The sequence below is a fragment of the bacterium genome, from assembly GCA_024742285.1.
Classification (GTDB): Bacteria; Myxococcota_A; UBA9160; order UBA9160; family UBA4427; genus UBA4427.
In genome coordinates this window covers 17,301-41,149 of the sequence record JANSYR010000014.1, presented here as the reverse complement: position 1 = coordinate 41,149, position 23,849 = coordinate 17,301, and the positions used below count along the sequence as shown (strand labels likewise).

Genomic DNA, 23,849 nt, shown 5'->3' with positions numbered 1-23,849 from the left:
ATGCGAAGCGGCCCGGCGCTCGTCGCTCTCGTCCTCCTCCTGCCCGCGGCGGCGCTCGGGGAATCCGTGGCCGACGCCGTCGCGCGCGACTACGACCGCCATCTCGAACCGCTCTTCGAGCACTTCCACCGCAACCCCGAGCTCTCCTACCTCGAATTCGAGACGTCGAAGCGCCTCGCGAAGGAGCTGCGAAGCGCGGGGGCGGAGGTCACGCAGGGCGTCGGCGGAACCGGGGTGGTCGGCGTACTCGCGAACGGCCCCGGCCCTCGAGTCCTGATTCGTGCCGACATGGACGGACTCCCGATCCGGGAGGACTCGGGCCTGGACTTCGCATCGACCGCGACCCAGGAGCGCCAGGACGGCGAAGTCGTCCCGGTGATGCACGCCTGCGGGCACGACATGCACATGACGAGCCTGGTAGGCAGCGCGCGCTGGCTCGCGAAGCACCGCGACGCCTGGTCCGGGACGATCGTGTTCGTCGGCCAGCCCGCCGAGGAGCGGATCGGCGGGGCGAAGGCCATGCTCGCCGACGGGCTCTACGACCGCTTCGGCGTCCCCGACTTCGCGCTCGGTCTCCACGTCCACAGCGGCGGCCCGACCGGTCGCGTCGTCCTGCACGAGGGGGCCAGTGCCGCTTCGTCCGACAGCATCGACCTCATGGTCTTCGGCGCCCAGGCGCACGGCGCCGCGCCCCAGAACGGCAAGGATGCCGTCTACGTGGCGGCCCAGATCGTGGTCGCGCTCCAGAGCCTGGTCAGCCGCGAGATCAGCCCGATCGACAATGCGGTCGTCACGGTCGGCTCGATCCACGGCGGCGTGAAGCACAACATCATCGCCGACGAAGTGAAGCTCGAGCTCACGGTCCGCTCGGACGCGGTGCGCGTCCGCGACCACCTGATCGAGGGCATCGAGCGGATCGCCCGGGGCGTGGCACGGACCCACGGCGTCTCGGACGACCGGCTGCCCACCCTCGAGATCCTCGCCTCGACGCCGCCGGTCGTGAACGACGATGCGTTGATCGCGCGCCTTCGCGCGCCGATCCTGGCGGAGCTCGGACCCGACGGCCTCTACACGCGGACGCGCGACAGCATGGGCGCCGAGGACTTTGCCGAATACGGTTCGACCGAGCACGACGTACCGAGCGCCTTCCTCTCGGTCGGGGGTTCGCCGCCCGAAGCCGTCGAGGCCGCGGACGCCGGCGGGCCGCCCCTGCCCTTCCACCACTCACCCGGATTCCGGATCGAACCACGGGGCTCGGTCACGACGGGAGTCCGCGCGACGGTCGCCGCAGTGAAGGAGCTGCTACCGCCGCCGGAGTGAGCCGGAGCGACGCGACGCCGATGCGGGGAGGAGAGAGAGGGCGAGCACGGCCACGCCGACCCCGAATCCGGGCTCCGGGGCCGCCGACGCATCCTCGAGGACCGCGCACTCGAGCGCACCGACCCCCGACGCACAGAGATCCGCGCGACCGTCTCCGTCGACGTCGGCCATCGCGAACGTCGTCGCCCGTTCGGGCGGAAGGAAGCCCGCCGCGTTCGAGAAGGCGTCGGAAAGCAGGTGATTCGGCGCGGAGAAGCGTCCGTCCATCGAGTAGAGGCAGAGCACGCCGGCCCCGCCGCGTCCGCAGAGATCGGCCTGCCCGTCGCCGGAGAAGTCACCGAGACGGAGCGTGCCCCAGTAGCCTTCCGCGCCTCCCCAACCGAGCGCGTCCGAATACTCGCTCTGGGATCGCATCGCACGATCGCGAAACACGCTCGCCGCCGGGTCCGCGATCGCGCAGAAGACGCCGGTCGTCCCGCGCTCGCAGAGATCGTCGGCGCCGTCGCCGTCGACGTCCCCGAGCATCATCGTCCGTCCCACCTGATCGGCGGGGAGTCCGAGCGCCGCCTCCCAGGCGGACGTCTCCCAGAAGGTCGGCGCGTCGAAGGTCGTGCCGTTGCTGCGGAGGCAGGCCACGCCGCCCGCGCGATGGCCGCAGAGGTCGGCGTCTCCGTCGCCGTCGATGTCTCCCAGTCGAAGCGACCCGTAGGTCTGCGGGGCGGTTCCGCCGTCCGCGTCGGAGAAGGTCGAGGTCCAGAGCCGGAAGTCGGTGAAGCCCGTGCCGTCGGAACGGACGCAGTAGATCCCGAGACCGCCGCGCCCGCAGAGATCGGCGCGTCCGTCGCCGTCGACGTCCCCGAGCCGGATCGTGGTTCCGTGCTCGGGCGGGCCCCAGCTGTCGTCGTCGCCGAAGTTCGGGTGCCAGGGAGCCGACGGCCCGAAGAGCCCGTCGCCGATCGCGAGGGCGCAGTCGATGCCCAGCGCGCGCCGGGCGCAACCGTCTTCCAGCCCGTCGCCGTCGAGGTCTCCAAACGTGAGGCTCCGGTAGCGCGACGGGTCCGTCCCGAACTCGATGCCCGAGAAGTCCGCGCCCGCGCTCGCCAGGAAGCCCGGGAGCGTCGCCACCTCCCAGATCCGGCTGCCCCCGTCGCAGGGCTCGAGGACGAGGGTGCCCCCCGCCGGGGCAACGCACTCTCCCCCCGGTCCGCGGATGTGGCCGTCCGTGAAGAAGGTCCAGGTCTGCCCCGGCCCCAGGCCACAGGGTGCGAAGCCGACGCTTCCGGGCAGTCCGCCGATCGCAGGCGAGACCAGGCAGTGGTCGCCGTGTCGCAGGTCGCGCTCGGTCAGGAGGAAGGATTGCTCGGCCACGTCGGCGCAGGTCGCGAACCCGATCGACTCCCCTGGCCCACCGGCGTCGGTCACGTCGAGACAGAGGCCGCTGCTCCCGCCGACGTTCGGAATCAGCACCGCGTGGGTCCCGTCGGCGTCGGCGAGCGGAATCTCCCGCTGGTTCCAACCCGTCGGCCCGACGCCGGGGTCGAAGGCGCCGTAGGTCGTGATGATGGCGTTCGACTCGGCGATCTCGTCCGCGGAGAGGTTCACCGCCTGGGTATCGATGTTGTAGGCGCGGTAGGCGCGCAGGCGGTGGCGATTGCCGCTCGCGAGGTGGGCTTCGAAGGCGAAGCGGCCCGCATGGAAATGATCCGAGTGATCGCTGCCGTGGTAGGCCGTCATGTCCTGGATCCGGAGGACGTCGGGATCGAAGCTCCGGACGAGGGCGTCGAGGGCATCGATCAGCTCCGTCCGGGAGTAGGTGTCGGCACCGTCGACGCTCGCGATCGTCGGAATCGCCCCCTCCCAGAGGTAACGGAGGCTCTGGTTGCCCGTGATGCCGTAGCCGGTGCCGCCGGGATTCCCGTCCGGCAGGCGAAGGAAGACGACGCGCACCTGGGGTGCCGCGTCGAGGGTGAAGCTCGTGATCAGGTTTCCCCCGACCTCGATCGGATCGCTGCTCCACAGATCGGCCGCCGCCATCATCGACGCGTAGGCCGCGCGGATCCCGAGCTCCCGGGACTGCCAGTGCCCATCGGTCCGACCGGCGTCGCCAGCGGTCAGGAACACGGTCCAGCTCGGGGCGCCGGTCGCGAGGCCGTCGGGCACGGCCGGAGTCATGAAATAGAGATCGTCGTCTTCGTGAGCGACGATCTGCAGCTGCCCGTCGGCGAAGGCCGCGAGCCCGGGGATCACCCCCAGGACCCCACCGAGGAGCATGACCGCGACGCGGAGGAGCCCCGGATCGCGTCGCCGTCCTCGCCTTCCCGCCCGCATACCACTCCGCCTTCGTGCGATCTCGTCGCGCTCCCCCCTCTTCCCACGTTAGTCGAAGCGGGTCACCGATCAAGCGGAGGTGATCTGCCGACGAGTTGCGCATGGCACGGCCGACCCGCATCCGACGAAGAGGATCCCGGACGTCCGGCATCGACCGGGGCCGCCGGCGTCCCGCCGCCCCCTCCGTTAGGATCCGGCTCCACCCGAAAGGACCCCCCGTGCCCGACCGATTCGACCTCACCGACCGCGTCAGCCTCGTCACCGGCGCCACCAAGGGCCTCGGCCGCGCGATGGTCCAGGGCCTCGCGGAAGCGGGCAGCGACGTGGTCGTCGTGAGCCGGAAGCAGGACCTCTGCGACCAGGTCGCGAAGGAAGTCGAGGCGGCCACCGGCCGGCGAGCACTGCCCATCGCCTGCCACCTCGGCGAGTGGGACGCGCTGCCCGCCCTCGTCGACCGGGTCTACGACGAATTCGGCCGGATCGACGTGCTCGTCAACAACGCGGGCATCAACCCCGCGATGACGCCGATCACGGAGATCAGCGAGGCCTACTTCGACAAGCTCTGCGACGTGAACCTGAAGGGTCCGATCCGCCTGGCCGCACTCTGTGCCCCGCGGATGGGCGAAGCGGGCGGGGGCAGCATCATCAACGTCTCGACCCTCGGCGCCTATTCGGCCGGACCCGGCGTCGGGACCTACACGGGCCTGAAGGCCGCGCTCCTCAACTTCACGAAGACGATGGCCTCCGAGTGGGTGTCTCTCGGCGTGCGCGTGAACGCGATCTCTCCCGGGCCCTTCCTGACCGAGATGATGAAGGGCACCGCCAAGTACGACGACGGTTTCGTCGATCGTTCCGCCGAGGCGACGCTCATGAAGCGCGTCGCCGATCCGGACGAGATCGTGGGGCTGACGCTCTTCCTGGCGAGTGATGCGTCGTCCTACGTGACCGGAGAGGACTACGCGATCGCGGGCGGGATGCGCAGCAACTAGCATTCGGCCCGCGGTAGGCCGAGAGGAGGGTCCAGGGATGAGCATGGAAGGCGGCTGCTATTGCAGGCAGGTCCGGTACGAGATCGACGGCGAGATCGCCATGAAGGCACAGTGCTTCTGTCGAGAGTGCCAGTACATCACGGGCGGAGACTCGCTCCTCACCTTCGCCGTCCCGGAGGCCAGCTTCAAGGTCACGGACGGGGAGCTCAAGGACTTCTCCCGCGACGACCTCGAGAACGCGGTCACCCGTCAGTTCTGTCCGAACTGCGGGACCCACATCGCGTCGATCGCGATGCCGGGCATGGTCCTCGTCAAGGTCGGCACCCTCGACGACCGCTCGAACTTCGACGGCCCCGACATGGCGATCTTCACCTGCGACGCGCAGGGCTACCACCAGATTCCGGAGGGCATCCCGACCTTCGACAAGGTCCCCGGATAGGCCCCCGGACAAGTCCCGGGTCGCCTTCGCGACGGCGCGCGCCCTCGCTGGCCGCTAGGCGATGTCGTAGTCCTTCAGGTCCACGCGGCGCGTCATGTCCCAGTACTCGTACATGGTCCAGGGGGCGTTCGTGATCACGCGACCTTCGGAGTTGTTGTAGTAGCTCTTCACCTTCGGATGGCGCCAGACCATCGACTCCATCTTCGCGTCGAGCCGGTCGTTGAACGCGTCGTGGACGTCCTTGCGACAGTCGATCGCGCGGTGCCCCCCTTCGATCATTTCGCGCAGACAGCCCAGGACGTAGGTCGTCTGGCACTCGAGCATGTAGATCACGCTTCCCACGACCGGGTTCGTGTTCGGACCGTAGAGGCAGAAGAGGTTCGGGAAGTCGGGCACCGTGATCCCGAGATAGGCCCGGGGATTCTCGCCCCCGTCCCAGCGATCGTGGAGGACGGCCCCGCCCCGCCCGACGATCTCCATCGGCCAGAGGAACTTCCCCGCGTGGAACCCGGTCGCCAGGACCAGCACGTCCAGCTCGATCGTCCGGCCATCCTTCGTCACGACGCCCTCGGGCACGACCCGCTCGATCCCGGCGGTCTCGAGGTCGACGTGGTCCTCGACCAGGGTCGAGTACCAGCCGTTGTCCATGAGCGGCCGCTTGCCGAGCGGAGGGTAGTCGGGGAGACACTTCGCGATCAGCGCCTCGTCGCCCCCGAGCTGCTCCTTCATGTGCGCGATTGCCCCCTGCCGGAAGAAGTCGTTCGCCAGACTCGTGGAGTTCTCCGGGTCCGTCCATTCGGGATCGATCTGGAAGACCGGAAACGCTTTGTCGGCGCCCGCCCAGAACATCAGGAACCGGTACCAGCTGTGATGGAAGGGGATGTGGCGCAGACACCAGCGAAAGCCCTCCTCCGTCTTGGCGCGGTAGTTCGGGTTGAAGCTCACCCAATGGGCCGCCCGCTGGAAGATCGTGAGGCGTGAGACGTCCTCGGCGATCCTCGGTACGAACTGCATCGCGCTCGCGCCGGTACCGATCACGCCGACCCGCTTCCCGGACAGGTCGAGGCCGTGATCCCAGGACGACGAGTGGAACGCGGGGCCGGCGAACGTGTCGAGGCCGGCGAGGTCGGGGACCTGGGGCCGGTTGAGCATGCCGACGGCGCTGATCAGCGCGTTGGCCGTCAACACTTCTTCCTGCCCGTCCGCGCCACGGATGCGCACCTTCCAGAGCGCGCTCTCCTCGTCGTAGTCGGCGCGTACGACCTCGGTTCCGAACCGGACGTGACCGTCGACGCCGTACTCGCTCGCGACGTCCTCCGCGTACGCCTTGATCTCGTCCCGCATCGAGAAGTGGTTCGACCAGTCCGGATTGTTGGCGAACGAGAAGGAGTAGAAGTGGTTCGCGACGTCCACGCGAAGGTCGGGATAGCTGTTCTCGTGCCAGGTCCCGCCGAGCTCCGCGTTCTTCTCGCAGATCGTGTACGGGATCCCCGCCTGTCCGAGACGGATGCCGGCACAGATCCCCCCGAAGCCGCTGCCGACCACCACGACGTGGAAATCCTCGAGGACCTTCGGGGCCGGCCGCTCGTTCCAGGCGAAATGGCGCGGGTCGTCCTCCTCGAGGGCGCCCTCCTCGATCGCGAGCGGGACGTACTCCGCCGGGATCGACTCCCCGGCGCACCAGTTCATCATCGCCACCAGCGTCTCATGGGTGGGCAAAGGCGGAAGCGACCCGTCCCCGTCCCGGTAGGCGACCAGTGCGTCGAACGCGACCTGCCGGATCTCCTCCCGGACGTCCTCGGACAGATCGCCATCGACGGCCCCCATCATCGGCGTCGTCGGCGGCGCGAACCGCGACAGCAGACCCGTGTCCCCGGTCAGCTGGACGATCGCCGGCAGGAGCGCGGGCAGGTTCGCGTGTTCGAGGTGGGCGCGGAGGGTCTCGTCGTCGGCGGGAAGATGCATTCGGTCGATGCTACCCCGCTGGACGACGGTCGCGAGACGTCGCGGACGCGAAACGCCGGGGCGGGCTAGACCGCCGGCGGCGGAGGAAGCGCGTCCGGAGCGCCCGGGGCATCGGCCATGTGGAAGAACGCGTAGTCGGGGCGCCGCTCGAGGCCGAGCTCGGCCCGCACCTCCTCGAGCGGCCGCGCCACGAGAGGCTCCCAATCGACCGCGAGGAGCTGGGGGGAGCGGCGTCCGTATCGAAACCCCTGCCAGACGGTGCGGAACACGTCGGGACGGCCGCGCCGGGTGCACATCATCGCGTTGAGCACGCAGATCAGCAGGTACGCCTTGTTGCGCATCATCCCGTAGGTCCACGCGATGATGCCCGCCTCCCCCGCCATGTCGATCCCGTAGCCCGTGAGTACGTGCCAGAAGTCGTGGCTGTCCCGGGTACGGTTGTAGAGGAAGCGGTGCTCCGCCGTCGCGGGGATCTCCGCCGCCACCTTCTCGCTCTCCTCCGAGATCACCTTCGGGTCGAGATCGTTGTGTCGGCAGTGCTCGTAGTACGTGCGCCCGAGGCTGCCCTCGGGAAGCTCGGCCCAGCGCTCGGGCTCGAGGATCCCGGCCGGCAGCGGTCGCCGTTCGCGCAGGATCACCGCCCCCGTCGGATGCGCGCGCATCGTGCGCAGGATCCAGCCGTCGTCCCGTCCCCCGAAGCCGAAGAAGGTCAGCACCGCGCCGCGGAACGCCTTCGGATCGCGCTTCCGGATCTCGCCCGCCTCCCGGAGCATCGCGAAGTCGAGCTTCCAGCCCCACGTCGGCGCTTCGGGTTCGGTCTGCGTGATCGTACCTTCTGCCATGGGAAGAGCCTATCGCGACCGAGGAGGCGCTGCCGAGGGCCTCGCTACGACCCGGTCGTCGCCGCGGCGACCGAAGGCCTCGCTACGACCCGGTCGGCCCCGCGTAGGACTGCAGCAGGTGATCCGAGAGGTCGCCGGTCTCGCCGACCAGCTCCCGGCGTTCGGTGAATCGCCAGTCGCCGTCGACCTTCTCGAGACGATCGTGATAGCTGCCGGTGATGATCGGCTGGAGCGAGACCTTCTCGGTTCCCTGGAAGACCACGAAGTAGGTCCGCGTGCGGGCGTGGGCGTCGTCGTCGAACTCGATGATCAGGTTGGTGCAGAGGTGCCGGGTCCGCGGGGTCCCGCCGGTCTCGTCGAAGCGCCGCGTCCACTTCGCGAGGTGGGCCCCGAAGTCCCCGCTGCCCGCCTTCACGGCGGGCGCGTCCTCGCCGGGGAAGTAGACGTCGGCGTGGCGGAAGAGTTCGCCCACCTCCTCGAAGGCGCCGCGGTCGACGGCCTCCGAGTAGAGGTGGAGCAGGTTCTGGATCCGGAAATAGTCGATCGCATCGGGCATGGCGCGTCTCCTCGTCTCGTTCCGACGTTCGCCCGCTCAGTCGAACTCCGCCAATCGCTGCATCGCGGCGCACGACTCGGCCCGGAACCGTCCCTGGACCCGCCGCATCAGCGGGCGTCCGAGGCGAGCCAGCCAGACAGCGGGCCTCGAGATCGCCTGTACGTCGTAGCGAACACGCCCGGTTCGGGGGTCGATCGAGACGAGGAAGCGCTCCTCCCCCGCCGCCGCGTGGCCCGGCAGGGTCCCGAGGCAGAATCCGAAGCGACCCGCGTCCGGGTCGTCGATCACGCACGTGATCCGGCAGGGGTTCATCGACGCGAAACCGAAATGCGAGGCCACCGTCCCGAAGACGGTCCCGAGCGCGAACGTCCCTTCGAGGCGGACGACCCGGGTGAACGAGGCCGGATAGTTCGCGAACGCGCGCAATCCCTCGCAGGCGGCCTCGAAGGCGCGGGCCCCTTCGCCGAGGTCGACGCCGTAGCGATCGAGGACGAAGCCCGGCGGCGCCGAGACGACATCCTCCCGCGTCACCCCTTCGTGGGGATGCGTGACCGGCGCCTCGGCCACCGGGCGCAGATCGGCGCGAACGCGCTCGTCCGCCGGCCATCTCGCGTAGAACATCCGCTGCGCAACCCCTTCGAGGCGAAGACGATGCCGTGCGCAGCGCGATCGCGCCAGCGCGCGCGGTCGGAGTCCCGCCCCCTGGACTAGCGCGCGCCCGGCTCCGCATCCGCGGCGATCGCGCGACTCTCCTCGGCGATCGCGCCGAAGCGGAACGGCGCGCGCATCTGCCCCCACCAGCTCATCGGGAACGCCTCCATCCCGCGGATCCCGACCTCCTCGGGCGCGGGGCGATCCTTCGGGAGGTAGCGCGTACCGAAGACCGTGTCCCAGACGATGAAGGTGTCACCGTAGTTGTGGTCGCACTCGTCCTTGGCGGCGGCGTGGTGCCAGCGGTGGAGCTCGCCGATCGAGAAGAGCCAGGCGAAGGGCCCGAGCGCGAAGTCGATGTTCGCGTGCTGGAAGAGTCCGCCCACGCGGGTGAGGATCGTCCACCAGGCGAGGACCTCCGGCGGCGCGCCGAGAACGGCGAGCGGGATCCCGGACAGGAAGCCACGGAACACGTGCTCTCCCGGATGGGCCCGCAGCCCGTTCAACCAGTACACGCGGCTCGGCGAGTGGTGAACCGAGTGGAAGCGCCAGAGGAACGGGTTCTCGTGCATCCAACGATGGGGCCAGTAGGCGAAGAGCTCGGCGATCGCGCAGGCGAACACGACCTGGACGGCGACCGGCCACGCCGCCGGCCAGAAGGGGCTCCCGATCGCCTGCTGGAGTGCGATCGCCGCCTTCAGGTAGAGCACGGCCCAGAGTGCGGACAGGCCACCGGCGATCAGGATGTTCGTCGGGAAGTAGATCACGTCGGTCAGGACGTCACCGTGGGAACGGTTCCAGTCCGGGTAGCGCGGCAGCCACCGTTCGAGGAAGACGATCCAGGGCATCAGCCCGAACCAGATGACGATCACGCTCTCGGGCGGCCGGTCACTCGAGAGGATCCGGTCGCCGACGAAGAGCATCGCGACGAGGGTCGCCGGAAAGACGACGTGGCGGGCGAGCGAGCGAAGTGAAGAGGACATGTCGAGCCTCCGCCCCGAGCCTAGCTGCCGCGCGACGTGCGGTCCGCCATCGGCGTCGCACCGCCGCCCATCAGGTGATTGCCCCCGTCGACGTCGAGAATCTGTCCCGTGATCTGTCTCGCTTCGTCCGAGAGCAGGAAGAGGATGGCGTGGGCGATGTCGACGGCCTCGGTCAACCGGCCGACCGGCAGGCTCGCGGCGGCGCCGGCGCCATCGTCCTCGCCCCAGAGATCCTCGGTCCCGAGCGTCTTCGTGAAGCCGGGGGCGACCGCGTTCACCCGGATCCCCAGCTCCGCGAGGTCTCGCGCGATCGTCCGTGTCATCGCGTTGAGCGCCGACTTCGCCGCGGCATAGGCCAGCATGATCGGCGTGGTCTTGTAGACCGTGCCGCTGGAAACGAAGATGACGGCGCCGCCTTCGGAGAGTCCGTGGGCGAGCGCGGCCTGGGTGAGCGCGAGCGGGCCCCAGGTATTCAGCTCGAGGGTGTCTCGGAGTGCTTCGCGGTCGATCGTCCGCGGCGGCGCGAGCGCCCGGATCCCACCGACCGTCGGCACGACGAGGTCGACGCCCCCGAACGTGTCCTGGGCGAAGGCAGCCAGCTCGGCGCAGAAACCCTCGTCCTCGGCATCACCGCGCAGCGCGCGCACGGCGAGTCCTTCGTCGCGCAGCACCGACTCGGCTTCGGCGAGGGGCTCGGCCTTCCGACCGTTGATCACGACGCGCGCGCCCTCGCGCGCCAGCGCGGTCGCGGTCGCGCGTCCGATGCTCGGCTCGTAGGACGCCCCGGTCACGAGGGCCACGCGCCCCTCGAATCGCCCGCGCCCTTCCGCTTCGCCCACTCGAATCTCCTCGTCCTCGGCGCGAGTCGCGCCGTCGCCCCCGGCCAGACTATCAGAACGCCGGCCGGCGGCAGCAGGCCGATCGCTGAGCCATCCTAACCGCATGAAATACGAAGTCGTCACGAACTCGGCGCCCCTCGGCGAGGGGCCGGTCTGGTGCCCCGATGGCACGTTGGTCATCTCGCGAATCTCGCCCGGCGGGCTCCTGCGAATCGATCCCGCGAGCGGGAAGACCGAAGAGCTGGTCGCCTTCCTCGGCGGCGGGAACAGCGCGCAGCTCGCGAGCGACGGCGGCTTCCTCGTCTGCAACAACGGCTGCATCGACTTCACGCAATTCGCCGACGCCCTGGGCCTCGACGCGTCGAAGATCCCGTACACCCCCGGCCCGCCCGGCCTCCAGCGCGTCTTCCCCGACGGCGAGGTCATCACCCTCGCCCACGAAGGCCTCCAGGCACCGAACGACCTGATCGTCGCGCCGGACGGCACGGTCTTCTTCACCGACCCCCCGCCCCACGGCGGCACCCAGAGCGAAGGCGGACAGGGACGCTTCTGGCGCTACGACCTCGCCAACGGACTGCGCAAGCTCGCCGGCGGCTTCGACTACGACAACGGCGTCGCCCTCTCCCCCGACGGGCGACTGTTGATCGTCGAGGGACGCGGACTGATGTGGATCGACGGCGAGACCGGGGAGAGCGACTGGTGGATCGAGCAGCTGCCCGGCGAATCGCCCGGGGACGGCTTCGCCTTCGACGTCGACGGTCGGCTCTACTGCGCCTGCCCGATGGATCACTGTATTCGCGTGTTCGACCCCGACGGCCGGGAGGTCGACCGCGTCGAGCTCGGCGACGGCGCCTATCCGACGAACGTCTGCTTCGGCGGCGCCGATCGGCGCACGATCTTCACGACCGAGCTCGCGCCGGGGCGGGTCTGCGCGGTCGAGGGTCTGCCCAGCCCGGGGCTCCCGCTGACGCCCTGGCCGGCACCCTGACCCGGTCTTCGCCCGACCCGACGACGCCCGAATGGTCCGATCGATGGCGGGATCGCGCCCCGAAGCGTGAGGAGCGTCATCAAGCGACGCCTCCGACGGGCCGATTCTCGGGGGACGGCGCCTGGAAACCAGACTCCGGCGTCGTCCGTATTCCCGACGGGAGGAGATCCGATGAAGATCCTGAAGTCCATCCTGGCCTTCGCCAGTGTGCTCGCGTTCGCGGGTACGGCGGCGGCCGCCGACGTCTCGTACGTGCTCGAGACGCCGGGCGTCACCTGAGGCGGCTCGTCCGCGAAGGCCCGTGCGGCCGTCCAGAAACTCGGCGTGGCGTCGGTCGAGACCGACATGAACGAGAACACCGTGAGCGTGACCTTCGACGACGAGAAGCTCTCGATCGACGACGTGGTCACGGCCCTGCTGAACGCCGGCTACGCCGTTCCCGAACACAGAATGACGAATTGACGTCTTCGCGTCCCCGACGCGAGCACTCGATTCCGATGCGGTCTGCCGGCGTTCCGGCGGGCCGCGTTCATTTCGGGGTGTCGTCTTCCCCGGCCGCGACGCCGTAGGCCTCCCAGCGCCCGATCGTCTCCGCGAGCGCGTCGATCTTCCCGCGCGCGGCCGCGATCGCGTCGGCGCCAAGCAGCAGGCGGAGCGGCGGCGACTCGAGCCGCGACAACATCACGACCGCGTCCCCGACCTTGCGCGGGTCGCCCCCGAACCCCTTCGGCCCGGCGCGCAGGAGCGCACGCCGCTCGCCGACCGTCGGTGCGTAGTCGTCGATCGTCTCCGGCGACTCCTGCATCGAGCGCGCGTTCCAGTCCGTCCGAAACACACCGGGCGCCACGGCGCTCACGCGGATGCCGAAGGGCGCGAGCTCCTCGGCGAGCCCCTCCGAGAGACTCTCGAGCGCGAACTTGGAGGTGCTGTAGTAGACGTTGCCGGGCCGCGCGACGTAGCCCGTGACCGACGACATGTTCACGATCAGTCCGGAGCGTCGCGCCCGCATGCCGGGCAGAACCGCCTTGATCAGGTCGATCGCGCCGAAGAAGTTCGTGTCGAACATGCGGCGCACGTCCGCGTCGACCCCTTCCTCCACCGAGCTGACGTAGCCATAGCCCGCGTTGTTCACGAGTACGTTGATCCGGCCGAAGCGCGCCTCCGTCTCGGCGACCGCGGCGCGGACCTGGTCGGGCCGGGTCACGTCGAGGGCGACGGCGAGCGCGCGATCGGGCGCCTCGGCGACGAGCGCCTCGACCGCCGCGGGATCTCGCGCCGAGACGCCCACCCGGTCGCCGGCCTCGAGCGCAGCCCGCGCGATCTCGCGACCGATGCCCGTCGAGCAACCCGTGATCAACCAGACCTTCGATCCGCCGGTCGGCTCGCCCCGTGAGCGAGGGGCCGAATTCGATTCGGATGCCATGTTCACCTGCTCCTCGCTGCTCCCGACGTCCGCCCGACCGTAGCCGGTCTCGCGGCGCGCGAGCAGCGACTCGAAGCGGCGCCGGCCTCGCGGCGCGCGAGCAGCGACTCGAAGCGGCGCCGGCCTCGCGGCGCGCGAGCGGCTACTCGAAGCGGCGCCCCGCGTGCTCGATCCAGCCGCCGGGGTGCCGGCCACGCGGATCGTGGTGGGTCCAGTGCAGGACGCCGCCCTTGTCGTTCCACTCGAACTGGCCGCGGATCCGGACCGTGTCCTGGCGATCGAGGGGAACCCGCTCGGCGAGATCGATGTTGTGGGCGACGAGGACCGTCCGGCCGCGACCGACGTCGAGCAGGAAGCGCTGGTGACGGGAACCGTCGAGATCGTCGGGCAGGACCTTCACGACCCGCGCATCGACGGTCATCATGACCCCGGACGCGCGGGCCTCGAGGGCGCGCTCGAGCGCGGCGTTTCCGCCTTCCGCATGCGGCGCCGCCGCGACGGGCGCGGACGAAGGCGCCGCGTCGCCGCCGATCCACCCCGCCTGCTGCGCGATCGCCAGCGCGACCGCAGCGACGATGCCCAGCAGCGCACGGCGCAGGCGCGGACTCACTCGATCTTCTCGAGCCGGGCCAGTGGCTCCGGGAATCCGTCCGCCGAAGATCGGAAGGGCACCCAGACCAGCGCGATCCGCTCGACGTCGAGGTCGGCCTTCTTCGTGTTGATGCGCAGCGACTCGACCTCGGGCTCGAAGTCGGCCGCGCGATCCTCCGCCTCGGCCAACGCTTCCTGGAAGTCGGCGTCGAGATCGGCCAGCTCCTGCTGGTACTCCTCGACGCGCGCCTCGGCGCGGGCGATGTCCCCGCGCTCGCGCTGGGTCCGGCTCACGTTCTTCGCGGTGCTCGCGGCGCGGCGGACGTTGCCGACGCTCGCGAGCTTGCGACCGAAGAGCGCCCCCACGACGGTCGCGAGGCCGGAGACCATGGTCTGGTTCCGACGATCCTCGTACTGCTCCTCTTCGCGCGCGACCCGCTCGACGGCGCGATCGATCTTCTCCTGGAGCCGCGCGAGCTTCGGTGCGTATTTCTTGCGCAGCTTCTCGAGCTCGGCCTCGCGGCCTTCTCGACGCAGGTCCGCGAGGCGGCCGAGAAATGCCCCCTCGCTCTCGCCGATCGCGGAGACCGCCTTCGGCTTCTTCGACTTGAAGAGCGAGATCGGGTGATCGCGGTAGACCGCCGTCTTCGCCTGCTTGGCCCACCGCGTGAAGCTCTTCTCCCGCTCCGCCGCCGCAGGCACCGCGCCGAAGGCTGCGCCCTCGCGCGGCGTCTCGTCGAGCTCGGGCCATCCGACGAGTCGGTCGGCCCCCTCCCAGGGTGCGCCCTCGAGGTCGCTCGCGAGCGGCGCTGCGAGCACGACCTTCGTCCACTCGTCGACCCCGGCTCGCGCGTTGGCGTAGTGGGCCGACACGCGCGTGAGCAGGACCGGTCGGTACACGACGCGATCGCCCGGGGCGAGCGGCTCGGCGATCGGCAATACGGACTCGTTGGCCGACGCCGGGAGCACGACCCGTGCCGCTTCGGGCGCCGCGTCGGGGGCCGACGTCTTCGCCGCGGCCTCCACCGCAGAAGCGACGGGCGGCGGCGACGGAGGCGGCTGCGCTTCCCCGAGCTGCTTGATCTGCGCCCGCGAGAGCGGCCCCGCCAGATAGGAAAGCGCCCAGCGCGACTTCATCAGGACCGGTTCGTCCTCGTGCACGTTGTTCACGACGAAGGTCCGCGGCGCGAGACCGGACAGGGTCCGGTCGAGCGTCGCGCGATCCATGCGCGCGGCGACGCCACTCGCGGCGCTCTCGAGCCCGTCGATCACCCGCGCTTTGTCGCGCTCGGTCTGCAGCCGGCCCAGGAACCACGTCCCGCAGTTCGAGAGCCCCTTGTAGTCGAGGTCGACCGGATTCTGGGTCGCGAGGACGCAGCCCACGCCGTAGGCCCTCGCCTGCTTCAGGAGCGTCAGCATCGGCCGCTTGCACGGCGGATTCTCCGTCGGCGGGAAATAGCCGAAGACCTCGTCCATGTAGACGAGCGCACGAAGCGAAGGCGAGCCGGACTGCGTGCGCATCCAGGAGACGATCTCGGTGAGCAGCCGCGTGACGACAAACATGCGCTCCGCTTCGCCGAGATGGGCGATCGAGATGATCGAGAGCCGTGGCCTTCCGTCGGGCGCACGAAGCAGCGCCGACACGTCCATCGGCTGCCCCTCCATCCACGCCGCGTAGCTGGGCGACGCGAGCAGGTTGTTCAGCCGCATCGCCAGCCCCATGCGATCCGCCGCGGGGAAGAAGGTCTCGATCTCCATCACGCCGACCCGCTCGACCGGCGGCTTCTGGATCTGCTGGATCAGCGCGACGAGATCCAGGGAGCGTCCCTCGCGCCAGGCGCGATCGACCAGGGTCGAGAGCAGGATCGATTCCCGACTCTGGAGGGGGTCCGCGGCGATGCCCAGGAGGCCGAGCAGACCCGCCACGCTCGCCTCGACCCGCTCGCGGAAGGTCTCCTCGTCCTCGAGCAGGGCCGCGGGCGGCGCGTCGAGGGCCCGCAGCATCGAGAGCGGCGTCCCCGCGCGACTGCCGGGCGTATACAGGACGCGCTCCCCGGCGGCTTCGAGCCGCGCGATCCGATCCGGTGACTGGCCCCAGTCGGCCAGGCCCGCTCGCCAGGCGGCCGCCTGCTTCGCCGCGAAGGCGTCCGGCGTGTCACCCTCCCGGGCCGCCGCCGCCTCGTCGATCCAGGGCCGAAAGTCCGACGGAGCGAGATCCGGGAACGAGAGCATGAGGTTGCCCAGGTCGCCCTTCGGATCGATCGCGATCACCGGAACCCCGTCGATCAGCGCCTCCTCGAGGAGCGAGATCGCGAGGCCGGTCTTCCCGCTGCCGGTCATGCCGAGGAGGACCGCGTGGGTCGTGAGGTCCTTCGAGTCGTAGAGCAGCGGAGCCGGGAGGGTCTCGCCGCTCTCCGCGTCCACCGGGCGTCCCAGGTAGAACGCCCCCATGTGTTCGTAGTCGTCGCTCGTCACCGGCCGCTCCTGGCGTCCCCGCGGCGCGCTCCCGGACACGAGGTCGGGGCCGCTACTCGGGGGGCTCGATTTCGTTCCGGGTGCCCTCTCCGGCCGTGACGAAGAGCATCGACGTCGGCTGAAGCGGCTCCGCGGTATGCCAATGCCCGCGCGGCACCATCACGTAACACCCGGGCTTCGAAACGCGGATCCTCGTCTCGGACGCCCCGGGCGCCTTGACCCGGAACTCCACGTCTCCTGAGAGGAGGTACACGAATTCGTCGGCCTCCGGGTGCATTTCCCAGGTCGGCCAGGGCGAATCGAAGTCGAATTTCTGGATGAGATGATGACCCTTGAACGTCGGAAACTCGTCGTCGAGCTTCTGATAGAAGTCCGGGGACGTCTCGTGGAGGGTCGCGTTCCCGTCGGGCGCGAGAATCGGGCGCAAGCGGTCGAGATCGTGGGGGCCGGGATCGATGGGCATGGGTCGGAATCCTCCTGCGCCGTCCGCGGCGCGCTTCGGCGGACGAAGGAGAGCGTGGCACGGCTACGGCTCGCTCGCCTCTGCCGCGACGTCACTCGGCCGTTGGCCGGTCCAGCGACGGAAGGCCTTGTGGAAAGCCGAGGTATCGGAGAACCCGAGCTCGAACGCGACCTCCCCGACCGAGGCCCCGGGCCGGGCGAGCGCCGCGCGGGCCCGCTCGCAGCGGACCCCGTCGAGCAGGGCCTGGTAGGTCACGCCTTCGTCCCGGAGTCGGCGCCTTAGCGTGCGTGCCGAGAGACCGAGCGAGTCCGCCACGCGCTCCGCCGTCAGGTCGCCCGTCGAGAGCAGCGACTCGATCCGCGCGCGCACCGAGCTCGCGAAGGTCGAGATCCGGGGCAGCCGCTCGAGCGCGTCGGCCGCCTGTCGCTCCAGCATCGTGCAGAGCACTTCGTCGGCCCGCGGCAGCGGCCGGTCGAGATCGGCGGGAAGACCGACCACCGCGTCGTGAGGCATGTCGAAACGAACCGTCGCGTCGAGGATCCGCGCGTACTCGTCGCCATACGCGGGCTCCGCGTGACGGAACCAGACTTCCTCGAGGCGCTGCGCCCCGACGACGTGGGGTGCGATCTTGACCATCAGGCCCACGAAATGGTCGACGAGCATCCGCTCGCCGGCCCAGCAGGAAGCGTCCATCCGACAGAAGGTCCGACCCGCGTCCTCGAAGAGGTCCACCCGCATGCCGGTGTGGTGCTGGCGGATGAAGGGCGAGACGCGTTCGAAGGCCTCTCTCGGCGTCGCGCTGGAAGAGGCGATGTAGACGATGTTGCTGAGCACGTCCTGAAGGTCGAAGCCCTCCAGCACGTGGAGACCGATCGCGTCGTCACCGGTCGCCCCGTGCGCGGCGCGCCAGACGGTCACGTACTGAGTGACGGTGATGCGCCTCTCCCAATCGTCGATCTCGTCGACTGCGAGGCCCGCGGTGGCCAGCACCGCATCGACGTCGACGTTCCACCGATCGAGCGCGGAGACGAGGGTCGACAGCGTGCGAATCGCACAGGTCTGCCCCGACTCGGGCCGGATCGTTTCAGCGCGGTCGACCACCATGGCAAGCTATCCGTGCCGCTCCGCGCCCGCAAAGTTCCCGAGAACGAGGGCGAAGCGACCTTGCCGATCCGGCCAGGCGGTGGCCGCGGAGGACAAGGGCCGTGGCCCTTTCGGACATCGATCGAGACCGCGCCGGACAAGGCGTCGCGAGCCGATCGACCGATGCTCGCGACGTGCCCGCCGAGAAGGAGTCTTCGATGGCCCAGGATCCGAACCGAACCGATTTCCGCTCCCGCCTCCGTCGGCTGCGTGGGCTGATTCGGTCCCTCGTGGCGATCGCGCGGGATCCGGAACAGACCGCCCACGGCGCCCACCTCGTGATGCATTTCGATCGGGAGAACACGGAAGAGCGCTACCGGTCCTTCCTCGAAGAACCGGTCGGACGTGCGATCGCGGAGGGCGCGCCCTCGCTCTTCGACCTTCTGACGGACCGCGCTTCGCTCGCCCGTCTGCCCTCGGGCTCCCTCGGGCGGACCTATCTCGAGTTCATGCAACGCGAAGACATCTCGACCGAAGCGCTCGACGAAGCGGTCGCGCCGGTCGAGAGGGAAGTGCACGGCGAGCGGGGACTCGCCTTTCGACGGTTCCAGCAGCACGGGCGCGCCTCCCATGATCTCTGGCACGTCCTGACGGGCTACCACCGCGACCTGCTGGGCGAAGCCCAGCTGATCGCCTTCAGCGTGCCCCAGACCGGGAGTCCATCCTTCGAGTGGCTGCGTCGCCTCACCGAGTTCGGGATCGGACGCCGCGTACCGGGCGGCCGCGAGCTGATCCGTCTCGCCGACGAGCGCGGGCGACGCACTCGCCCCCTTCTGACCGTCGACTGGGCGCCCCTGCTTCCGCGCCCGATCGCCGAGGTGCGCGAGATCCTGGGGATGGGATCACCGCCGACCTACACCCGGTACGTGCAGGCCCCCTCCGGTCGTGGTCTCGTGCCCGAGGGGGCTCGATCGTGATCAGTCTGCTGGCGGGAATCGCAGCGGCAACCTGGATCGCGCTCGGGCGAATCCGGCGACGATCCCAGCGCTAGCGCTTCTGCGTTTCGAAGGCGTCCGGGTCGATCTCGGAGATCAGCTCGCGGTAGGCCGTCATGTTCTTGGGCCACTGCGTCACGACGCGACCGCTTTCGTGGCGGTAGTAGTTGTTGCAGCCGTCGGTCCACGGCTCCACCGCCTCGATGTCCTTCTGCATCTGCTCGTTGTACGCGGCCTGGAGATCGGCGCGGACGTCGACCCAGGCGAGGTTCTCCTCCACGATCCGCTCGATGTGATCGACCGCGTGATCGACCTCCCATTCGATCATCGTGATCAGGGATCCCTGGTTCGTGTTCGGTCCGTAGAGCATGAAGAGGTTGGGGAAGCCCGAAGTCGTGACGCCCTGGTAGGCGACGGCCCCGTCGGACCAGGCGTCCTCGAGATCGAGACCGCCACGACCGGTCACCGAAATCGCCGACAGGTACTCGATCGACGAGAAGCCCGTCGCCAGGACGAGGGTGTCGAGCCTCCGCTCGCGACCGTCGGCGGTGACGACGCCGTCCTTCGTGATCCGCTCGATCCCCTCGGTCACGAGCTCGAGGTTCTCGCGGTTGAAGGCGGCGTAGTAGTCGTTCGAGAAGAGCGGTCGCTTGCAGCCCCACTCGTGGGTCGGCACCAGCTTCTCGCGGACCTCGGGATCCTCGACGACGGCCAGCGCGTCGAGCACGACCTTCTGGGTCTCTTCCCGTACCGCGCGGTCGTAGAAGGCCTGCCCGGTCTCGATCCCGTCGAAGATCGTCTGTCGAACCTCCGCGGCCGCGCTCGGGTCGTTGCGGAAGTGCTCGAGCTGCTCCTCGGTGTACGGGTCGTCCTCCTTGGGAAGGACCCAGTTGGCCGTGCGTTGGAACATGTGGACCTGCCCGGCCTCTTTCACGATCTCGGGCACGAGCTGGACCGCACTCGCTGCGGAGCCGATCACACCGACGGTCTCGCCTTCGAGGGAGTGCTCCCAGTCCCAGCGCGAGGAATGGAACACGGTGCCCTCGAATTCGTCGAGGCCCGGGATGTCGGGCATCACGATCGAGTTGAACATGCCGATCGCACTCACCAGGACGTCCGACTCGAGCTTCGACCCATCGGCGAGGGTGACCGTCCAGGTCGACGTCCCGTCGTCCCAGTTCGCTCGCTCCACGCCCTGACCGAAACGGCAGAAGGGCAGGATCCCGTACTTCTCGGCGATGCCTTCGAGGTATTCGAGGATCTCGGGCTGGGGCGCGTACGGCCGCGACCAGTCGGGCTTCACGTCGAAGGAGAAGGAATAGAGGTGGGACGGGATGTCGCAGGCGCAGCCGGGATAGCGATTCCAGTTCCAGGTCCCGCCGATCTGGTCGCCCTTCTCCACGATCGTGAAGTTCTCGAATCCGGCTTCGCGCAGCTTGATCGCCATGCAGAGGCCGCCGGGGCCGGCGCCCATGATCGTGATCCGAAGGTCTTCGCGCGTGCGAGCGCCGTCCGCCATGGAAGTGTTCTCCTGTGGTGCAACGCGTTGGGTAGGTCAGTCGTCGACGCGGTGTCAATGTCACACGACGAGAGGTCCGGCGCGGCTCGCCCCGAGCGCCGGCCGCCCGAAAGCGGTCCAGTTCGCCATGGAACGGGACGATTCGGTAGATTCGTCGCACGCCTCGAGCGGCCCGGCCGCTCCATCCCGATCCGAAGACCGGAGGTTCCATCCGCATGTCCCGTCGTCCCGTCATCGCCTGCGCCCTCGCCCTCGCCGCGATCGCCCTCCTCTCGCTTCCGGCCTCGGCCGGCCACCACGAAGCCGGGGAGTCCGGGAAGAAGCCCGAAGCGCCGGCACCGCACAGGCTCTCGGACGAAGACCTGACGCGCGTGACCACCAACGCGACCGAGACCGCGCCGGAGAAGTTCAAGGTCGAGTTCGACACGACGAAAGGGAAGATCGTCCTCGAGGTCCACCGCGAGTGGTCACCGAACGGCGTCGATCGCTTCTACAACCTGGTGAAGATCGGCTACTACGAAGACATCGCCTTCTTCCGGGTCATCCAGGGCTTCATGGCCCAGTTCGGCCTTCACGGCGATCCGCGCGTGACCCGCGTCTGGAATCGACGCGCGATCAAGGACGACCCGGTCAAACAGTCGAACCTGCGTGGCTACGTCACTTTCGCGAAGCGCAACCAGCGGAACTCGCGGACGACGCAGCTCTTCATCAACCTGGTCGACAACAAGGGACTCGATCGGCAGGGCTTCGCGCCCTTCGCCCAGGTCGTCGAGGGCATGGACATCGTCGATTCGATCTTTGCGGTCGGCGAAGGCGGCCCCCGCGGTCCCGGCCCCAACCAGCGTCAGATCACCGCCCAGGGCAACGCCTACCTGAAGAAGCAGTTCCCGAAGCTCGACTACCTGAAGAGCGCGCGCATCGTCGAGTAGCGCGCCCATCGGGGCGCGGCGAAGGCCGAAGCGCCGGGACGCGAGCCCCCTCGCAGGGCGTACACTCGGGGCTCGCTCTCGACGGAGGTCCCGAACCGATGCGCCCTGCCCTGTTCATTCTTCTCGCCCCCTTTCTCGTACTGCTCGCGCCCATCGGCTGCGGTGGCGAAGGGGGTCCCGCCGGCCTGCTGCCCGGCGGTCGCCTGTCGGGCGAGGTCGCCGAGACGCCCGGCGACTGGCGCTTCGCCGGCGAGGCCGGAACGATCCAGCTCGAGACCAACCCGGCCGAGCCCTACAGCGTGAACCTCGCGTACACGGTCCTCGACGGCCGGATCTACATCAACGCGGGGGGAACCGAGACCCGGTGGGCCACGCACATCGCCGACGATCCGCGCGTGCGTCTCCGCCTCGAGGAACGCCTCTACGACCTGCGCGCCCGGCGCGTGGAGGACGGCGCCGAGCTCGAGCGCTTCGCCGAGGCGTGGACCTCCCAGTCGTTCTTCCGGCGCGATCCGCGCCGATACGACGAGGTCTGGCTCTACGAGCTGCTGCCGCGTTGACGCCACCGGGCCGCTTGGCGGCCCCGCCGCAAACGCGACACAATCGAACGTCCCACTCGGAGGCGACATGGGTTTTCCCGACGACATCGGCATCATCGACTGCGGCGTAGGCTTCCCCTACACGGACGTCGAGAAGAAGAAGGCGGCGTACGAGTTCATGCGCCCGCTCTACAAGGACAAGGAAACGCTGGACCAGATGGAGTTCCCGGCGGAGTACATGTTCAAGAACGTGCCCGACATCGTCCCCCCCGACACGGACGTGGTCGAGTGGACCCTCGCCGAGATGGACAATTGGGGCGTCCAGGTCGGAATGTGCAGTCTCTCCGACAACGGCATCGAGGCGAAGAAGCGCCATCCCGACCGCTTCGTGCTCACGATGGAAGCCACCAACACGAACGACGTGATGGGCACCGTCCGCCAGATCAAGGAAGCCAAGGCCGAGCACGACATCGTCGCCGTCGGTTGCTTCCCGTGCGGCCAGTTTCCGCAGGTGCCGATCTGCGATCCGAAGATGTACCCGCTCTACGCGACGTGCGTCGAGCTCGACCTCCCGCTCTTCATGAACGCCGGGATCGTCGGCCCCCGCATGCCCAGCTACCCGCAACACGTCGAGCACCTCGACCGCGTCTGTTACGACTTCCCCGAGCTCACCCTCGTGACCCGTCACGGCTGCGAGCCCTGGGAGAAGCTCGCGATGAAGCTCATGCTCAAGTGGCCGGGCCTCCACTACTGCACGAGTGCCTTCGCGCCGAAGCACTACCCCGAAGAGATCGTGAAGTACGCGAACACCCGCGGTGCGGACAAGATCCTCTACTGCGGCTACTTCCCCGCCGGCATCTCCCTGGAACGTCAGTTCACCGAGATGCGGGAGTTCAATCCGTTCAAGGACCCGGTCTGGCCGAAGTTCCTGCGCGACAACGCCCTCCGGGTCCTGAAGCTCGACGAGAAGCTGGGGCTCGAGAAGGCCTCCGAGTAAGGAGCGATCATGCCGACGTCCCTCCCTTCCGAGCTGACGCGCTTCGAGCTGACGCGCGCCGGTGCCCTCGGCGCGATCGTCGACGGGATCGACCTCAAGGAGCCGCTCTCGGACGAGGACTTCGATGCGCTGCGCCATGCGCTCGCCGCCAACGAGGTCCTGTTCTTCCAGAACCAGTTCCTGGACGGGGACCAGCAGCTCGCCCTCGCCCGGCGGTTCGGGGAACCTTCGCTCTATCCGATCGAGAAGCTCTTCGGCGCGGACGAGCCCGGCCATCAGGTGATCGTGGACGACGCGGAGAATCCGCCGGGCGTCGACATGTGGCACACCGACGTGACCTGGCTCGAGCGCCCGCCCGTGGTCGCCTTCCTGACGGCGCTCGAGGTGCCGGATTGGGGAGGCGACACGATGTGGGCCTCGACGACGCAGGCCTACGAGGCCCTGTCTCCCGCGATGCAGAAGCTCCTCGATGGACTCGAGTGCGTCCACTCGTGTCACGAGGAGTTCGTCGAGATCGCGGCGCGTAAGTCGGGGATCCCGGAGCTCGCCGACAAGATCAAGGCCGCCTATCCGGCGCTCCAACACCCGCTCGTCCGGACCCATCCGGAGACCGGCAAGCGGAGCCTCTTCATGACCGATCGCGGCGTCATGCACAACATCGTGGGGCTTCCCTCGGACGAGAGCGACGCGATCCTCGACTTCCTCGATGCCCACGTCGACCAGCCCCGCTTCCACGTCCGCTGGAAGTGGTCGCCGGGGGAGCTCGCGATCTGGGACGAGCGCACGACGCTCCATCGGGGCGTCTCGGACCACTACCCTCGGCGCCGCGTGATCCGACGCTGCACCGTCGACGGCGAAGTGCCCTTCTTCGACCCGCAGCGCGAGCCCGACCCCGGCTACGTCCGGGCCGGCGAAGCCGCTTGATCCCATCCCGA

The 23,849-nt window shown here is 69.1% G+C and carries 22 protein-coding genes and 1 pseudogene; 10 read left to right on the top strand and 13 right to left on the bottom strand.

The features are described from left to right. A complete protein-coding gene (locus NXI30_22155; protein MCR9096933.1) occupies positions 1-1,320 on the top strand; it encodes an amidohydrolase in 1,320 nt (439 codons plus the stop codon). Here the strand turns inward: NXI30_22155 and NXI30_22150 are convergent. After that, positions 1,303-3,591: an FG-GAP-like repeat-containing protein gene (locus NXI30_22150; protein MCR9096932.1), complete on the bottom strand. Its 2,289-nt coding sequence runs from the start codon at positions 3,589-3,591 to the stop codon at positions 1,303-1,305. The genes NXI30_22155 and NXI30_22150 overlap by 18 nt on opposite strands. 275 nt (positions 3,592-3,866) lie before the next feature. Between NXI30_22150 and NXI30_22145 the strand changes: the two genes are divergently transcribed. Together NXI30_22145 and NXI30_22140 are read left to right on the top strand one after the other, a co-directional pair. Beyond that, complete coding sequence (locus NXI30_22145) at positions 3,867-4,637, top strand: glucose 1-dehydrogenase (GenBank protein ID MCR9096931.1); 771 nt, start codon at positions 3,867-3,869, stop codon at positions 4,635-4,637. Positions 4,638-4,674: 37 nt separating this feature from the next. Continuing rightward, positions 4,675-5,076, top strand: a complete 402-nt coding sequence (locus NXI30_22140; protein MCR9096930.1) for a GFA family protein — start codon at positions 4,675-4,677, stop codon at positions 5,074-5,076. A 54-nt stretch (positions 5,077-5,130) separates the two neighbouring features. Here the strand turns inward: NXI30_22140 and NXI30_22135 are convergent, their stop codons facing one another. The 6 genes from NXI30_22135 to NXI30_22110 form a co-directional block, all read right to left on the bottom strand. Further along, positions 5,131-7,041: an NAD(P)/FAD-dependent oxidoreductase gene (locus NXI30_22135; GenBank protein MCR9096929.1), complete on the bottom strand. Its 1,911-nt coding sequence runs from the start codon at positions 7,039-7,041 to the stop codon at positions 5,131-5,133. Between the two features lie 65 nt (positions 7,042-7,106). Next, a complete protein-coding gene (locus NXI30_22130; GenBank protein ID MCR9096928.1) occupies positions 7,107-7,883 on the bottom strand; it encodes a ubiquinone biosynthesis protein COQ4 in 777 nt (258 codons plus the stop codon). A gap of 82 nt (positions 7,884-7,965) precedes the next feature. Beyond that, positions 7,966-8,439 (bottom strand): nuclear transport factor 2 family protein, encoded by a 474-nt coding sequence (locus NXI30_22125; GenBank protein MCR9096927.1) that lies wholly within the window; start codon positions 8,437-8,439, stop codon positions 7,966-7,968. A 36-nt stretch (positions 8,440-8,475) separates the two neighbouring features. Continuing rightward, on the bottom strand, positions 8,476-9,060 hold the full coding sequence (locus NXI30_22120) for a DUF1990 domain-containing protein (protein MCR9096926.1): 585 nt from the start codon (positions 9,058-9,060) through the stop codon (positions 8,476-8,478). A gap of 86 nt (positions 9,061-9,146) precedes the next feature. After that, positions 9,147-10,073 carry a sterol desaturase family protein gene (locus NXI30_22115; GenBank protein MCR9096925.1) on the bottom strand — a complete coding sequence of 309 codons (927 nt, stop codon included), beginning with the start codon at positions 10,071-10,073 and terminating at the stop codon, positions 9,147-9,149. A 20-nt stretch (positions 10,074-10,093) separates the two neighbouring features. Further along, positions 10,094-10,912, bottom strand: coding sequence for an SDR family oxidoreductase (locus NXI30_22110; GenBank protein MCR9096924.1), 819 nt, complete (start codon positions 10,910-10,912; stop codon positions 10,094-10,096). Between the two features lie 103 nt (positions 10,913-11,015). On the opposite strand from NXI30_22110, the gene NXI30_22105 reads away from it, so the two are divergent. Then, on the top strand, positions 11,016-11,900 hold the full coding sequence (locus NXI30_22105) for an SMP-30/gluconolactonase/LRE family protein (GenBank protein ID MCR9096923.1): 885 nt from the start codon (positions 11,016-11,018) through the stop codon (positions 11,898-11,900). Positions 11,901-12,197: 297 nt separating this feature from the next. Then, positions 12,198-12,362 (top strand): annotated as a pseudogene (locus NXI30_22100) (cation transporter). A 67-nt stretch (positions 12,363-12,429) separates the two neighbouring features. On the opposite strand, the gene NXI30_22095 reads toward NXI30_22100, so the two are convergent. The 5 genes from NXI30_22095 to NXI30_22075 form a co-directional block, all read right to left on the bottom strand. Next, a complete protein-coding gene (locus tag NXI30_22095) occupies positions 12,430-13,323 on the bottom strand; it encodes an oxidoreductase (protein MCR9096922.1) in 894 nt (297 codons plus the stop codon). A 142-nt stretch (positions 13,324-13,465) separates the two neighbouring features. Continuing rightward, a complete protein-coding gene (locus tag NXI30_22090) occupies positions 13,466-13,933 on the bottom strand; it encodes a DUF3465 domain-containing protein (GenBank protein ID MCR9096921.1) in 468 nt (155 codons plus the stop codon). Beyond that, positions 13,930-16,389: a DUF87 domain-containing protein gene (locus NXI30_22085; protein ID MCR9096920.1), complete on the bottom strand. Its 2,460-nt coding sequence runs from the start codon at positions 16,387-16,389 to the stop codon at positions 13,930-13,932. The genes NXI30_22090 and NXI30_22085 overlap by 4 nt, the downstream gene beginning before the upstream one ends. A gap of 52 nt (positions 16,390-16,441) precedes the next feature. Next, on the bottom strand, positions 16,442-16,852 hold the full coding sequence (locus NXI30_22080) for a cupin domain-containing protein (protein MCR9096919.1): 411 nt from the start codon (positions 16,850-16,852) through the stop codon (positions 16,442-16,444). A gap of 63 nt (positions 16,853-16,915) precedes the next feature. Continuing rightward, positions 16,916-17,956, bottom strand: a complete 1,041-nt coding sequence (locus NXI30_22075; protein ID MCR9096918.1) for an AraC family transcriptional regulator — start codon at positions 17,954-17,956, stop codon at positions 16,916-16,918. 197 nt (positions 17,957-18,153) lie between these two features. On the opposite strand from NXI30_22075, the gene NXI30_22070 reads away from it, so the two are divergent. After that, on the top strand, positions 18,154-18,912 hold the full coding sequence (locus NXI30_22070) for a ubiquinone biosynthesis protein COQ4 (protein MCR9096917.1): 759 nt from the start codon (positions 18,154-18,156) through the stop codon (positions 18,910-18,912). 70 nt (positions 18,913-18,982) lie between these two features. On the opposite strand, the gene NXI30_22065 is transcribed toward NXI30_22070, so the two are convergent. Continuing rightward, positions 18,983-20,449, bottom strand: coding sequence for an NAD(P)/FAD-dependent oxidoreductase (locus tag NXI30_22065; protein ID MCR9096916.1), 1,467 nt, complete (start codon positions 20,447-20,449; stop codon positions 18,983-18,985). Positions 20,450-20,664: 215 nt separating this feature from the next. On the opposite strand from NXI30_22065, the gene NXI30_22060 reads away from it, so the two are divergent. The 4 genes from NXI30_22060 to NXI30_22045 all read left to right on the top strand — a co-directional run bounded on the left by NXI30_22060 (position 20,665) and on the right by NXI30_22045 (position 23,838). Further along, positions 20,665-21,378, top strand: a complete 714-nt coding sequence (locus NXI30_22060; protein MCR9096915.1) for a peptidylprolyl isomerase — start codon at positions 20,665-20,667, stop codon at positions 21,376-21,378. A gap of 98 nt (positions 21,379-21,476) precedes the next feature. Further along, positions 21,477-21,938 (top strand): hypothetical protein, encoded by a 462-nt coding sequence (locus tag NXI30_22055; GenBank protein MCR9096914.1) that lies wholly within the window; start codon positions 21,477-21,479, stop codon positions 21,936-21,938. Between the two features lie 67 nt (positions 21,939-22,005). Continuing rightward, a complete protein-coding gene (locus NXI30_22050; protein ID MCR9096913.1) occupies positions 22,006-22,914 on the top strand; it encodes an amidohydrolase family protein in 909 nt (302 codons plus the stop codon). Between the two features lie 9 nt (positions 22,915-22,923). Then, on the top strand, positions 22,924-23,838 hold the full coding sequence (locus NXI30_22045) for a TauD/TfdA family dioxygenase (GenBank protein MCR9096912.1): 915 nt from the start codon (positions 22,924-22,926) through the stop codon (positions 23,836-23,838). Positions 23,839-23,849: the final 11 nt, after the last annotated feature.

Excerpts from the sequence above, each read along its gene's own strand:
- NXI30_22095 (MCR9096922.1), bottom strand. The coding sequence starts at position 13,323 with ATGGCATCCGAATCGAATTCGGCCCCTCGCTCACGGGGCGAGCCGACC.
- NXI30_22060 (MCR9096915.1), top strand. The coding sequence starts at position 20,665 with ATGTCCCGTCGTCCCGTCATCGCCTGCGCCCTCGCCCTCGCCGCGATC.
- NXI30_22075 (MCR9096918.1), bottom strand. The coding sequence starts at position 17,956 with ATGGTGGTCGACCGCGCTGAAACGATCCGGCCCGAGTCGGGGCAGACC.
- NXI30_22135 (MCR9096929.1), bottom strand. The coding sequence starts at position 7,041 with ATGCATCTTCCCGCCGACGACGAGACCCTCCGCGCCCACCTCGAACAC.
- NXI30_22150 (MCR9096932.1), bottom strand. The coding sequence starts at position 3,591 with ATGCTCCTCGGTGGGGTCCTGGGGGTGATCCCCGGGCTCGCGGCCTTC.
- NXI30_22105 (MCR9096923.1), top strand. The coding sequence starts at position 11,016 with ATGAAATACGAAGTCGTCACGAACTCGGCGCCCCTCGGCGAGGGGCCG.
- NXI30_22120 (MCR9096926.1), bottom strand. The coding sequence starts at position 9,060 with ATGTTCTACGCGAGATGGCCGGCGGACGAGCGCGTTCGCGCCGATCTG.
- NXI30_22125 (MCR9096927.1), bottom strand. The coding sequence starts at position 8,439 with ATGCCCGATGCGATCGACTATTTCCGGATCCAGAACCTGCTCCACCTC.
- NXI30_22115 (MCR9096925.1), bottom strand. The coding sequence starts at position 10,073 with ATGTCCTCTTCACTTCGCTCGCTCGCCCGCCACGTCGTCTTTCCGGCG.
- NXI30_22130 (MCR9096928.1), bottom strand. The coding sequence starts at position 7,883 with ATGGCAGAAGGTACGATCACGCAGACCGAACCCGAAGCGCCGACGTGG.
- NXI30_22045 (MCR9096912.1), top strand. The coding sequence starts at position 22,924 with ATGCCGACGTCCCTCCCTTCCGAGCTGACGCGCTTCGAGCTGACGCGC.
- NXI30_22155 (MCR9096933.1), top strand. The coding sequence starts at position 1 with ATGCGAAGCGGCCCGGCGCTCGTCGCTCTCGTCCTCCTCCTGCCCGCG.
- NXI30_22080 (MCR9096919.1), bottom strand. The coding sequence starts at position 16,852 with ATGCCCATCGATCCCGGCCCCCACGATCTCGACCGCTTGCGCCCGATT.
- NXI30_22055 (MCR9096914.1), top strand. The coding sequence starts at position 21,477 with ATGCGCCCTGCCCTGTTCATTCTTCTCGCCCCCTTTCTCGTACTGCTC.
- NXI30_22065 (MCR9096916.1), bottom strand. The coding sequence starts at position 20,449 with ATGGCGGACGGCGCTCGCACGCGCGAAGACCTTCGGATCACGATCATG.
- NXI30_22070 (MCR9096917.1), top strand. The coding sequence starts at position 18,154 with ATGGCCCAGGATCCGAACCGAACCGATTTCCGCTCCCGCCTCCGTCGG.
- NXI30_22050 (MCR9096913.1), top strand. The coding sequence starts at position 22,006 with ATGGGTTTTCCCGACGACATCGGCATCATCGACTGCGGCGTAGGCTTC.
- NXI30_22140 (MCR9096930.1), top strand. The coding sequence starts at position 4,675 with ATGAGCATGGAAGGCGGCTGCTATTGCAGGCAGGTCCGGTACGAGATC.